The organism is Citrobacter sp. C348, from assembly GCF_047467975.1.
GTDB lineage: Bacteria > Pseudomonadota > Gammaproteobacteria > Enterobacterales > Enterobacteriaceae > Citrobacter > Citrobacter gillenii.
The window spans coordinates 275217-287277 of sequence record NZ_JASJUJ010000005.1; the positions used below are offsets into that span (position 1 = coordinate 275217).

Consider the following 12061-nt stretch of genomic DNA (forward strand, 5'->3'; position numbering starts at 1 on the left):
CGCCTATAATTAGCGCTTCTTTTTTTTGGCAGGACTTTGTTCGATGTTATTTGCATGGATAACCGATCCTAACGCCTGGCTGGCGCTCGGTACGCTGACGCTGCTGGAGATCGTTCTGGGGATCGACAATATTATTTTCCTTTCTTTGGTCGTTGCTAAACTCCCGACCGCACAACGCAGTCATGCCCGACGTATCGGACTGGCGGCAGCGATGATCATGCGTCTGGCACTACTGGCGTCTATCGCCTGGGTCACGCGTCTGACCAACCCGCTGTTTGAGGTGTTTGGCGAGGCGATCTCAGCGCGTGACCTGATCCTTCTGCTCGGTGGATTGTTCCTAATCTGGAAAGCCAGTAAGGAGATTCATGAGTCTATAGAAGGTGAAGAAGAAGGGCTGAAAACACGCGTATCCTCGTTCCTCGGGGCGATTGTGCAGATCATGTTGTTAGACATTATCTTCAGCCTGGACTCCGTCATCACCGCAGTAGGCTTGTCCGATCATCTGTTTATCATGATGGCGGCAGTAGTTATCGCCGTCGGCGTGATGATGTTTGCGGCACGCCCGATTGGTGAATTTGTGGATCGCCACCCCTCGGTAAAAATGCTGGCGCTCTCTTTCCTGATTCTGGTCGGCTTCACGCTGATTCTGGAAAGTTTCGATGTGCATGTGCCGAAAGGGTACATTTATTTCGCCATGTTCTTCTCTATCGGTGTAGAGACCCTGAACCTGTTGCGCAATAAAAAGAACCCGCTCTAACGCTTTTGTCGCTCCCCGCAAGGGGAGCGATGACCCGCATCACCTTTTCTTCTCACAGATTAAGATTTTACTGCTTTCGCCCGGCATAACTTCGCGTTATTACTAAACTAGTGTCAGACGCAGGCCATGTGAGGATAAATAGATGAAAAAATGGGCAGTCATAATTTCCGCGGTAGGATTGGCTTTTGCCGTTTCTGGATGCAGCAGTGATTATGTGATGGCGACCAAAGATGGTCGGATGATCCTGACCGACGGTAAACCCGAAATTGATGATGATACCGGTCTGGTGAGCTATCACGATCAGCAAGGCAATGCGATGCAGATTAACCGCGACGACGTGTCTCAAATCATTGAGCGTTGATGGTTGAGGTCAGCCTCGCTGCTGGCCTTAACAATTTTGCTTCCCTTTTTCCCTTCCCTCAGCCATTTTTATAATCCTTATGTTGTGATTATAAAAAGGAAACGGCTATGCAATATCACCGTATACCCCACAGCTCGCTGGAAGTCAGTACACTGGGGCTGGGCACAATGACGTTTGGTGAACAAAATAGCGAAGCCGACGCACATGCACAGCTTAACTATGCCGTTGCACAAGGCATCAATTTAATCGACGTTGCCGAGATGTACCCGGTCCCGCCACGCCCGGAAACCCAGGGCCTCACGGAAACCTACGTCGGCAACTGGCTCGCTAAACACGGTAACCGTGAAAAACTGATCGTCGCCTCGAAGGTCAGCGGTCCGTCGCGTAATAATGACAGCGGCATTCGCCCGAATCAGGCGCTGGATCGTAAAAACATTCGCCAGGCGCTGAACGACAGCCTCACACGCCTGCAAACTGATTATCTGGACCTGTATCAGGTTCACTGGCCACAGCGCCCAACCAACTGCTTTGGCAAGCTGGGCTACAGCTGGACAGACTCTGCCCCGGTAGTCACTCTGCTGGAAACACTGGAAGCGCTGACCGAATTTCAGCGCGCCGGGAAAATTCGCTATATCGGCGTGTCCAACGAAACCGCATTTGGCGTAATGCGCTATTTACACCTGGCGGACAAACACGACCTGCCGCGCATTGTTACTATCCAGAACCCCTACAGCCTGCTGAACCGTAGCTTTGAAGTGGGACTGGCGGAAGTCAGCCAGTACGAAGGCATTGAACTGCTGGCCTACTCGTGCCTGGGCTTTGGCACATTAACCGGTAAGTACCTGAACGGCGCACAGCCTGCCGGCGCACGCCATACGCTGTTTAGTCGCTTCACGCGCTACAGCGGCGAACAGACGCAAAAAGCCGTCGCCGCCTACGTAGATATCGCCAAACGCCATAATCTGGACCCGGCGCAGATGGCACTGGCCTTTGTGCGTCGCCAGCCGTTTGTCGCCAGCACCCTGCTGGGGGCGACAACTATGGAGCAGCTAAAAACCAATGTCGAAAGTTTGCATCTGACGTTAAGCGAAGAGGTACTGGCAGAGATTGAAGCGGTGCATCAGGTTTATACCTATCCTGCACCGTAATGTGTAGTGCCTGATGGCGCTACGCTTATCAGGCCTACAAAAACAAGCCGTACTGTAGGCCGGATAAGGCAATGCCGCCATCCGGCAACAGCACGTAACAGGCTAATGGCGACGTTGCCAGATCCACAGTGCCGTAATCGCCAGCGCGAACAGCCCGCCAAAGCCAATTCCGATAGCAACTGCCGGAATGCCCACCAGCACCGCCAGCGAGTAAATACCGAGCATCAGCAGCATGGCGCTGTTTTCACCCAGATTTTGCACCGCGATGGCATTACCCGCGCCGACGCTTTTTTTGCCTCGTTCCTGCAACAACGCATTCAGCGGCACAACAAAGAAACCGCCCAGCACACCGATAAGCATTAGCAGCCCATAGGACGGCAACAGCGCATGCTGCAGAGATAAGAACAGTACGCCGACGCCAATCAGGATCCCCGCAGGCATGCAGCGAGACACTGTCTCCAGCGTGACCAGCTTCGCCGCTGCCCCCGCGCCAACAACAATCCCAATTGCCACCATCGCGTTAAGATAGGTCGGTGTGGCGTTATCGGTAATCCCCAACGCTACCGGCACCCACAGTACCAGCAGAAAACGCAGCGTCACCCCCGCGCCCCAAAACAGGCTGGTTCCCACCAACGAGAAGCGCGTTTCACCGTTGCGCCACAGCGAAGACGCCGCGCAGAAGAAGCTGCGCGTCATTTTCCCCAGATGCCACGACTGACCAGGACGCGCGGCAGCAAGCTTCGGAATAGACAGGTTCGCCACCACCGCACCCGCATAGGCCAGCGCGCAAACCGAGAGCGCGGCTATCACATGCCAGTCGGCCAGCACACCGCCAGCCACCGAGCCCAGAAGAATAGCGGCGATGGTTGAGGCTTCCATCAGACCGTTGGCTTTCACCAGTTTATCGCCGGTGGTCAGTTCCCCGAGAATGCCATACTTGGCCGGTGAATACGCCGCCGCGCCAACGCCCACCAGCGTGTACCCAAGAAACGGGTTAACACCGAAGCAAATACTTGCTGCCCCCAGCAGTTTGAGACCGTTGGCGAACATCATCACTCTGCCTTTGGCAAAGCTGTCCGCCACTTGCCCGACAAAAGGGGCGAAAAGAATGTAAGCACCCACAAACACCATTTGCAGGATCGGCTGGCTCCAGTCCGGATAGAATTGCTCTTTCAGCAACGCCAGGGTGGCAAATAGCAGCGCGTTATCGCCAAACGCCGACAGAAACTGCGCGGCGATAACGGACATCATCCCTTTGGACCAGATTGAAGTGTTAGTGTGTACTGACTCACGCATGTTGTTGTTCCGGTTCATCAACCCAGCTTTTCAGCGTTACAAAGTCCGGCTTACCGCTGCCGAGGAGAGGGAGCTGTTTCAGGTGGCGAATATCACGCGGCACGGCGAGCTCAGGGATGCCGTGGGCCCGCGCATACTGCAGCAGTTTTTCACGCGTCAGCTCGCTGTCAGTGGTGAACAACACCAGCGCCTCACCTTTGCTGGCATCACTCTTGATAGCCGTGGCGTGCATTTTGTCAGCAGAGACCGCCAGCGCCAGCTGCTCCACCATTTCCAGCGATACCATCTCACCCGCAATTTTCGCAAAGCGCTTGGCGCGCCCCTGAATCTGCACGAAGCCGTTCTCGTCAAAACGCACAATGTCACCGGTGTCATACCAGCCGCGCTCAACCTCGCCCTGTGCATTTTCTGCCGTCGGCACTTCCAGTACACCCGGTTTTTCAACGCGCAAATAGCCGCTCATAATGTTCGGACCTTTCAACTGCAAACGTCCGCCGTCTTCAATGCCTGGAACCGCCAGCAGTCGGGCATCCATACCGGGCAGAATACGCCCTACCGTGCCTGATTTTGCCGCCATCGGCACGTTAATCGACACCACCGGCGCACATTCCGTCACGCCATAGCCCTCAAGCACACGCAACCCAAACTTCTCCTGCCACAGTTGCCTGGTGGTGTCCTGCAGCTTTTCAGCTCCCGCTACCACGTAGCGCAGGCGGTGGAAATCATAAGGATGGGCAAAGCGCGCGTAGTTGCCGAGGAACGTCGAGGTGCCAAACAGCACGGTGCAGTTTCGGTCGTACACCAGTTCCGGCACAATGCGATAATGCAGTGGGCTGGGATAGAGAAAGACTTCGGCACCGGTCAGGAGCGGCGTAAACAGCCCCACCGTCAGGCCAAAAGAGTGGAACAACGGCAGCGCCGACATAAAGCGATCGTCGGCGGTGAAGTCGGCAATGGTTTTAATTTGCTCGACGTTCGCCAGAATGCTTTTGTGGCTGTGCACCACACCTTTCGGATGGCCCTCAGAGCCGGAGGTAAAGAGGATCACCGCGGCTTCTTCAGGCTGCTGCTTCACCTGGGCCAGGTGCGGCATCAGCAGATGAGAGAAAATCCACAGCTTATCGTTAAAGGTAACATCGGCTTTTAAATCTTCCAGGTACACCCAGCGCACCTGGGTAAGCTGTTCCGGCAGTTGCCAGAGCTTGCCTTTGTCGAGAAACTGGCGGGAGGTAAAAATGGTTTTGATTTCGGAAGCGGTAATGGCGCTGCTCAGCCCTTTGACGCCCGCCGTGTAGTTCATCATGGCCGGAATACGTCGACGGGCAATAGCGCCAAAAATCACCGCGGCACTGATCCCCGCGTTAGGCAACATCAGGCCAATCTTCTCGCCTTCAGAACTGTATTTTTCCAGAATACGGGCGACAAACAGCGTTTTGGTCAGCAGTTTGCGATAGCTGTCTGGGGTAAAGTTAACGTCTTCAATGCAGTTTTTTCCTGCGCCAAAACGGTACTTCGCCGCCAGCAGAGACTCATACAACGTTTCACGCGGTCGTACGGCCATGCGCGCTTCCATCATAATCTGGTGCAGCATTTCACCGGCCATCTTGCGGCGATCGCGCGCGCGCGGTGCTTCTGGCATCGGTAACTGCGTAGGCGGCAGGATATGTAGCTGAATACGCGGGAAGAAACGTCGTTTAACTAAACCTTTCAGGCGGCTAAAGTAGCTCAGCTCAGCGCCCTCAATGCGCACTGGCACCACCGTCGCGCCCGATTTCGCCGCGACAAATCCGGCACCGTCATAGATTTTCATCAATGAGCCGGTGGTCGAAATACGGCCTTCCGGGAAAATAACCACCGGACGTCCCTGCTCAACCAGGCGAACCAGATGCTTAATTGACATCGGTTTAGTGGGGTCTAGCGGCACGAAATCAATCAGCGGGGTGAGCCAGCGCATGTACCATTGCTGGCTGATCGAGGTATAAACCGCAAAGACCGGGCGAATCGGCAAAAACAGCGCCAGCAGCATACCGTCGATAAAAGAGACATGATTGGGAGTGATTAAGACGCGCTCTCCCCGTAGTGCACTGACATCGCCCGTAAGGCGAACGCGGAAAAGCACGCGAAACACATTGCGAAAAAACCCTAATAGCATTTCAACTCCCTGTACCATCAATTATCTAAAGATGAATGGTGGCAGATTATACGAGTTGTGGGGGAGGCGCGACAGGTAAATGGAGTCCGAAAAAAGAGGCGAAAAAAAACCTGCGCATCCGCGCAGGTTGGTGCAAGAGACAGGTACGAAATGCGTACCGAATAATCTCACCAATCAATACCTCTGGGATCTTGATTGTGGTCGCCACCGGGCCGATACGCCAGTCCGAAAACGCAAAGGAATGAACCCAAGTGCAACCAGTTGTGTAAATTATCGCTTACTGTTACAGATGCGCGTAAAGGCAAAAAAAAACCTGCGCATCTGCGCAGGTTGGTGTAAATCTTGTGATCAACCCGAAAGCTGATTTCACCTATCAATACCTCTGGGATCCCAACTCTAGCAATCCTGTCTTTCTCCTCGCCAGCGAACAATCGCAACAGGTCATCGCAAAGTGTAAGCAAAGATTTTCATTCTCTCTTTCTGTCTTACTTCGCTCGTGCGCGCTCACATTTGCGCAGTCCTGATGGGCAATCTGCTTGAACAACCAGCCGTTTTCCGTAACACTGACGGAATGTAAGCGTTTACCCACAACAGGTACTATCATGGCGACCATAAAGGACGTAGCCCAACTTGCTGGTGTATCAGTCGCCACCGTTTCTCGCGTGATCAATCATTCCCCCAAAGCCAGCGAAGCCTCCCGCCTGGCGGTGATGAGTGCAATGGAATCACTCAACTACCACCCTAATGCCAATGCGCGTGCGCTGGCACAGCAATCCACAGAAACCGTCGGTCTGGTGGTGGGTGATGTATCCGACCCATTCTTCGGGGCAATGGTTAAAGCTGTCGAGCAGGTGGCCTATAACACAGGTAACTTTTTACTGATTGGTAACGGCTACCATAACGAACAGAAAGAACGTCAGGCGATTGAGCAGCTTATTCGCCACCGCTGCGCGGCTCTGGTGGTTCACGCAAAAATTATCCCGGACGCGGAGCTGGCGTCATTAATGAAGCAAATCCCCGGCATGGTGCTGATCAACCGCATTCTGCCCGGCTTCGAACAGCGCTGCGTTGCGCTTGATGACCGTTACGGCGCATGGCTGGCCACCCGCCATCTCATCCAGCAGGGCCATACACGCATTGGCTACCTGTGTTCCAATCACAGTATTTCGGATGCAGAAGATCGTCTGCAGGGCTATTACGATGCGCTGGCGGAAAGCAACATCCCGGTCAACGATCGGCTGGTGACCTTCGGTGAACCGGACGAAAGCGGCGGCGAACAGGCAATGACGGAACTGCTGGGGCGCGGCAAAAACTTCACTGCTGTCGCCTGCTATAACGACTCAATGGCGGCAGGTGCTATGGGTGTATTAAATGATAATGGCATCGATGTACCGGGCGAAATATCACTGATCGGTTTTGATGATGTGCTGGTTTCCCGCTACGTGCGTCCACGGCTGACGACGGTACGCTACCCAATAGTAACGATGGCAACCCAGGCCGCCGAACTGGCGCTGGCGTTGGCCGACAACCTTCCGGCACCGGAAATAACGCATGTATTCAACCCTACGCTGGTCCGTCGACATTCCGTTTCGACGCTGACAGAATCAGGGAATTCTTCGTCAAAGGATTAATCAGGATAGCGTCATGACAACGATGTTGGATGTTTCTCGTCATGCTGGCGTATCAAAAGCGACCGTTTCGCGTGTGCTGAACGGAACGGGTCAAGTCAAAGAAAGCACGCGCCAGAAAGTCTTTAATGCCATGCAGGCCTTAGACTACCGCCCTAATTTTTTGGCGCGTTCGCTGGCGAATCGCACCAGTAACAGCATTGGCCTGGTGGTTTCCACATTCGATGGCTTCTATTTTGGCCGTCTGCTGCAACAGGCTTCGCGCCAAACCGAATCCCACGGTAAACAGCTGATCGTGACCGACGGCCACGATACGCCGGAGCGCGAGCAGGAAGCAGTACAAATGCTGGCCGACCGCCAGTGCGACGCCATTATTCTTTACACCCGCTATATGAGCGAAAAAGCGATTATGTCGCTGATGCATAGTATTGATATGCCGCTGCTGGTCATTAACCGCGATGTCAGCCAGGCCCGCGATCGCTGCGTATTCTTCGAGCAGCAGGATGCGGCGTTTCAGGCGGTGGAATATCTGATTTCCCAGGGACATAGTGATATTGCCTGCATCACTGTCCCACACCATACCCCCACCGGTAAGTCACGCCTGATGGGATATCGTAAGGCGCTGGAGAAACACGGTATTCCCTGGGATCCTGCGAAAGTGAAATACGGTGATTCTACGATGACGGGAGGCTTCGAGTCCTGTCGTGAATTGCTGGAGGAAGGGGTGAGCTTCAGCGCCCTGTTCGCCTGTAACGATGATATGGCATTGGGTGCCTCAAAAGCATTACATCAGGCCGGGCTGAAGATCCCGCAGGATGTATCGCTATTTGGTTTTGATGATGCCCCCAGCGCCAAATGGCTGGAGCCGGGGCTGTCGACCGTGTATCTGCCGATCGATAACATGATTGTGACCGCGATCGATCAGGCGATTAAGCTTGCCAGCGGAGAAGAGATCGAAACGATCCCGCCGTTTACCGGTACGCTGGTATTGCGTGATTCGGTGACAACCGGGCCGTTTTACGAATAGTGCCGGGATACATTCGTGCATATTTGTAGGCCTGATAAGCGTAGCGCCATCAGGCATTCAATCAAAACAGTTCCAGCGCTAACAGCTCATCAATGGTCTGGCGACGACGAATCAGTCGCGCCACGCCGTTATCAAACAGCACTTCCGGTAGCAGCGGTCGGCTGTTGTAATTCGACGACATCGACGCACCGTACGCCCCGGTGTCGTGTAGCACCAGATAATCGCCCGGTACAACCGCTGGCAGCAGACGCGTTTCGACTTTGCCGCCCTCCTGCTGGGTAAATACATCACCGGATTCACATAGCGGCCCGGCAACCACTGTGTCAATCTGCGCGGCCTGCTCTAACGCACGACCATCACCCGCCAGCGCCGAAATGTGGTGATAACTACCGTACATCGCCGGGCGCATCAGATCGTTAAAACCGGCGTCGATCAATACAAAATGGCGGCTCCCCATCTCTTTAACGCTGCGTACTTGCGCCACCAGCACACCCGCTTCGGCCACCAGAAAACGCCCAGGCTCGATCTCAAGTTTCACCGGATGCCCCAGATGTTTAGCAATTTGCTCACGCGCGGCGTTCCACAGGCCAAAGTAGTGATCGGTATTGATCGCCTCTTCCCCTTCACGATACGGGATCGATAAGCCACCACCCGCCGAGATCGCGTCAAGATCCTGACCAAACTCCACCACTTGACGCACCATTGCGCCGCACACTTGCTCCAGATGACCGTAATCCACGCCAGAACCGATATGCATATGAATGCCGACCAGCTTCAACTGATAGCGCTGGATCACTTCCAGTGCCGCCGGAAGATCGCTATACCAGATGCCGTGCTTGCTATTTTCACCGCCGGTATTGGTTTTCTGGCTGTGCCCATGACCAAAACCAGGGTTAACACGCAGCCACACGCGGTGGCCCGGCGACAGCTGGCCCAGTTGCTCAAGCATATCCACCGAACCGGCATTCACCGGGATCTGCAGCTCGTGCACCCGCGCCAGCGTCGCACCATCAATCATATCTGCGGTAAAGACAATCTCATCGTTACCCGGCACGAACCCCGCAGCCAGCGCACGTTCAATCTCGCCTAATGAGACGGAATCCACCTTCACGCCCTGCTCACGCATCAGGCGCAGGATATGAATATTTGAGCACGCCTTCTGGGCAAATCGCACCACGTCAAACTGGCCGAGTTTAGCAATCTGCGCGCGGATGATTTGCGCATCATAAACCCACACCGGACAGCCAAATTCGGCGGGCAGGCGCAGCAGGTTATCAGCGGTCAGGTCAGTATCGGTATTGTTGAGTGGGCGTGGCATAGCAAACTCCGGTATCTGTTTTTTATGATTACGCCACAGCCTGAAGACAATAAAAAATATCGTTTTATCGTGAGTCTATGCAAAAATGATATGGACTAGTTGATTCGAGGAATACCCATGCCTGCCGTTAACCTGCGCCATATCGAAATCTTTCACGCCATCATGACGGCGGGCAACCTGACGGAAGCCGCACGGATGCTGAATACCTCGCAGCCGACCGTCAGCCGCGAGCTGGCGCGATTCGAGCAGGTACTGGGATTGAAGCTGTTTGAGCGCAGCCGTGGACGGCTACACCCAACGGTGCAAGGACTTCGACTATTCGAAGAAGTACAGCGTTCCTGGTACGGACTGGATCGGATTGTGAGCGCCGCTGAAAGCCTGCGTGAGTTCCGCCAGGGGGAGTTATCGATTGTTTGTCTGCCGGTCTTTTCACAATCCTTTTTGCCCTCGCTGCTGCAACCGTTTCTGGCGCGCTATCCGCAGGTGAATATTCAGATTGTGCCGCAGGAGTCTCCACTGCTGGAGGAGTGGCTGTCGGCACAGCGTCACGATTTAGGCATAACGGAGACGCTGCATACTCCCGCCGGAACCGAACGTACGCCGCTGCTGACACTAAACGAAGTGTGCGTATTGCCCCAGGGGCATCCGCTGGCGGCAAAATCAGTCTTAACACCACAGGATTTTCAGGGCGAAAATTACATCAGCCTGTCGCTAACGGACAGCTACCGCCAGTTGCTCGATGCCCTGTTCCTTGAGCATCAAGTTAAACGGCGGATGGTGGTGGAGACGCACAGCGCCGCCTCTGTTTGTGCGATGGTGCGTGCCGGGGTGGGGATCTCCGTGGTCAACCCGCTCACCGCACTGGACTATGCCACCAGCGGCGTGGTAGTGCGCCGATTTAGCCTCGACGTCCCCTTTACCGTCAGCCTGATTCGCCCGCTGCACCGCCCTACCTCCACGCTGGTTGATACGTTCACAACCCATCTGCAAACTCACCTTCCGCACCTGCTCGATCCACTGGATACTATTTTAAACCTGCCTACGACAACATAAATTCCACCGCATCCGCCGCGTGAATCGCTGCCGTATCAAATACCGGGATCGGGCTTAATTCTGCTGGCACCAGCAGACCAATCTCGGTACAGCCAAAAATCACCCCTTGCGCTCCCTGGCTCGCCAGGTCGCCTATCACACTCAGGTAATAGTCGCGCGAGGCGTCGCTGAATTCGCCGAGGCACAGCTCGTCAAAAATTATCTGGTTAATTTTCAGGCGTACGCCTTGTTCAGGAATCAGGGTGCTAATACCAAATTCATCCTGTAGGCGTCCACGATAGAAATCCTGCTCCATGGTATAGCGCGTACCCAACAGCGCCACATTACTCATATTCTGCTGACTGATGGCGCGTCCTGTTGCATCCGCAATATGCAGAAAAGGCACATCACAGGCGGCTTCAATCGCCCCGGCCACCTTATGCATGGTGTTGGTACACAGCACAATGCCCTCGGCACCGGCCTGCTGAAGTCCCCGCGCAGCCTGCGCCAGAATGTCGCCCGCTTTATCCCACTCGCCACGACTCTGACACAGCTCAATCTCATGGAAATCCACGCTGTGCAGTATGATCTGCGCCGAATGCAGGCCACCCAATCGCTGTTTTACGCCTTCGTTAATCAAGCGATAATAAGGAATGGTCGATTCCCAGCTCATACCACCTAACAGACCGATCGTTTTCATCATTTTCCCCGCGTTCGTTACCGTCATGCCAGTGAAGCAAAGATGTGATCAACTTTCCACATCTGTGAGCAAGCGTTTCTTTTTTACTCCTTCTGATATAAATTTAATGAAACATTGTTTCAACATACTACAGGACTGCCGGATGTTTATTTTTCATAAAGAAACCACCCTTGAAGATTTGGGCAATGGCGTGAGCCGCCGCATTCTGGCTCACGATGGCAAAATGATGGCCGTTGAAGTCAACTTTGAACAAGGCGCAGTTGGCCCAATGCACTGCCACCCGCACGAGCAGCTAACCTACGTGCTGTCAGGTGAATTTGAATTTACCATTGGCGAAGAAAAGCATGTCGTGCGCGCCGGTGACACGTTATATAAACAGCCCAATATTATGCACGGCTGCGTGTGTTTAAAGCCGGGAACATTACTGGATACCTTCACACCGGTACGTGAAGATTTCCTGAAAAGATAATGTCCCCCTTTATTTCAAGCCTTCCTTAGTGGAAGGCTTTTTTATGCCCGCAATAGCATTGTTAGCATGTTAATAATATAACTTTCATTACTTTAACCCGCCCAAAAAGCTGCCATACATGTCGTCATAACCCATAGAAATCCGGCAGGAATTTTTAAAATATGACGCGCACC

General features: G+C 54.0%; 11 protein-coding genes. 7 read left to right on the top strand and 4 right to left on the bottom strand.

The window, feature by feature from the left end; all coding sequences use genetic code 11:
* Nucleotides 1-43: 43 nt before the first annotated feature.
* From QNN86_RS12385 to QNN86_RS12395, 3 genes are all read left to right on the top strand, one after another.
* On the top strand, nucleotides 44-757 hold the full coding sequence (locus tag QNN86_RS12385) for a TerC family protein (protein ID WP_096755846.1): 714 nt from the start codon (nucleotides 44-46) through the stop codon (nucleotides 755-757).
* Nucleotides 758-899: 142 nt separating this feature from the next.
* Nucleotides 900-1118, top strand: a complete 219-nt coding sequence (gene ygdR, locus QNN86_RS12390; protein ID WP_000758655.1) for a lipoprotein YgdR — start codon at nucleotides 900-902, stop codon at nucleotides 1116-1118.
* Nucleotides 1119-1225: 107 nt separating this feature from the next.
* Nucleotides 1226-2266: an NADP(H)-dependent aldo-keto reductase gene (locus QNN86_RS12395; protein ID WP_414211187.1), complete on the top strand. Its 1041-nt coding sequence runs from the start codon at nucleotides 1226-1228 to the stop codon at nucleotides 2264-2266.
* Between the two features lie 102 nt (nucleotides 2267-2368).
* Here the strand turns inward: QNN86_RS12395 and lplT are convergent, their stop codons facing one another.
* Together lplT and aas are read right to left on the bottom strand one after the other, a co-directional pair.
* Complete coding sequence (gene lplT / locus QNN86_RS12400) at nucleotides 2369-3562, bottom strand: lysophospholipid transporter LplT (RefSeq protein ID WP_096755844.1); 1194 nt, start codon at nucleotides 3560-3562, stop codon at nucleotides 2369-2371.
* A complete protein-coding gene (aas, locus tag QNN86_RS12405; protein ID WP_414211188.1) occupies nucleotides 3555-5714 on the bottom strand; it encodes a bifunctional acyl-ACP--phospholipid O-acyltransferase/long-chain-fatty-acid--ACP ligase in 2160 nt (719 codons plus the stop codon). The genes lplT and aas overlap by 8 nt, the downstream gene beginning before the upstream one ends.
* A 602-nt stretch (nucleotides 5715-6316) precedes the next feature.
* Between aas and galR the strand changes: the two genes are divergently transcribed.
* Nucleotides 6317-7345 carry an HTH-type transcriptional regulator GalR gene (gene galR, locus QNN86_RS12410; RefSeq protein WP_181491009.1) on the top strand — a complete coding sequence of 343 codons (1029 nt, stop codon included), beginning with the start codon at nucleotides 6317-6319 and terminating at the stop codon, nucleotides 7343-7345.
* A gap of 13 nt (nucleotides 7346-7358) precedes the next feature.
* Nucleotides 7359-8369, top strand: coding sequence for a LacI family DNA-binding transcriptional regulator (locus tag QNN86_RS12415; RefSeq protein WP_181617770.1), 1011 nt, complete (start codon nucleotides 7359-7361; stop codon nucleotides 8367-8369).
* Nucleotides 8370-8430: 61 nt separating this feature from the next.
* Here QNN86_RS12415 and lysA read toward each other — a convergent pair whose 3' ends face one another.
* Nucleotides 8431-9687: a diaminopimelate decarboxylase gene (lysA, locus tag QNN86_RS12420; protein WP_414211189.1), complete on the bottom strand. Its 1257-nt coding sequence runs from the start codon at nucleotides 9685-9687 to the stop codon at nucleotides 8431-8433.
* Nucleotides 9688-9804: 117 nt separating this feature from the next.
* Between lysA and QNN86_RS12425 the strand changes: the two genes are divergently transcribed.
* Nucleotides 9805-10740 carry a LysR family transcriptional regulator gene (locus tag QNN86_RS12425; protein ID WP_096755838.1) on the top strand — a complete coding sequence of 312 codons (936 nt, stop codon included), beginning with the start codon at nucleotides 9805-9807 and terminating at the stop codon, nucleotides 10738-10740.
* On the opposite strand, the gene QNN86_RS12430 is transcribed toward QNN86_RS12425, so the two are convergent.
* Nucleotides 10727-11419: an aspartate/glutamate racemase gene (locus QNN86_RS12430; RefSeq protein ID WP_414211203.1), complete on the bottom strand. Its 693-nt coding sequence runs from the start codon at nucleotides 11417-11419 to the stop codon at nucleotides 10727-10729. The genes QNN86_RS12425 and QNN86_RS12430 overlap by 14 nt on opposite strands.
* Before the next feature lie 142 nt (nucleotides 11420-11561).
* On the opposite strand from QNN86_RS12430, the gene QNN86_RS12435 reads away from it, so the two are divergent.
* Nucleotides 11562-11888: a cupin domain-containing protein gene (locus QNN86_RS12435; RefSeq protein WP_137363195.1), complete on the top strand. Its 327-nt coding sequence runs from the start codon at nucleotides 11562-11564 to the stop codon at nucleotides 11886-11888.
* Nucleotides 11889-12061 lie beyond the last annotated feature (173 nt).

Coding starts and splice junctions, on each gene's coding strand:
- QNN86_RS12385 (WP_096755846.1), top strand. CDS start 44: ATGTTATTTGCATGGATAACCGATCCTAACGCCTGGCTGGCGCTCGGT.
- ygdR (WP_000758655.1), top strand. CDS start 900: ATGAAAAAATGGGCAGTCATAATTTCCGCGGTAGGATTGGCTTTTGCC.
- QNN86_RS12395 (WP_414211187.1), top strand. CDS start 1,226: ATGCAATATCACCGTATACCCCACAGCTCGCTGGAAGTCAGTACACTG.
- lplT (WP_096755844.1), bottom strand. CDS start 3,562: ATGCGTGAGTCAGTACACACTAACACTTCAATCTGGTCCAAAGGGATG.
- aas (WP_414211188.1), bottom strand. CDS start 5,714: ATGCTATTAGGGTTTTTTCGCAATGTGTTTCGCGTGCTTTTCCGCGTT.
- galR (WP_181491009.1), top strand. CDS start 6,317: ATGGCGACCATAAAGGACGTAGCCCAACTTGCTGGTGTATCAGTCGCC.
- QNN86_RS12415 (WP_181617770.1), top strand. CDS start 7,359: ATGACAACGATGTTGGATGTTTCTCGTCATGCTGGCGTATCAAAAGCG.
- lysA (WP_414211189.1), bottom strand. CDS start 9,687: ATGCCACGCCCACTCAACAATACCGATACTGACCTGACCGCTGATAAC.
- QNN86_RS12425 (WP_096755838.1), top strand. CDS start 9,805: ATGCCTGCCGTTAACCTGCGCCATATCGAAATCTTTCACGCCATCATG.
- QNN86_RS12430 (WP_414211203.1), bottom strand. CDS start 11,419: ATGAAAACGATCGGTCTGTTAGGTGGTATGAGCTGGGAATCGACCATT.
- QNN86_RS12435 (WP_137363195.1), top strand. CDS start 11,562: ATGTTTATTTTTCATAAAGAAACCACCCTTGAAGATTTGGGCAATGGC.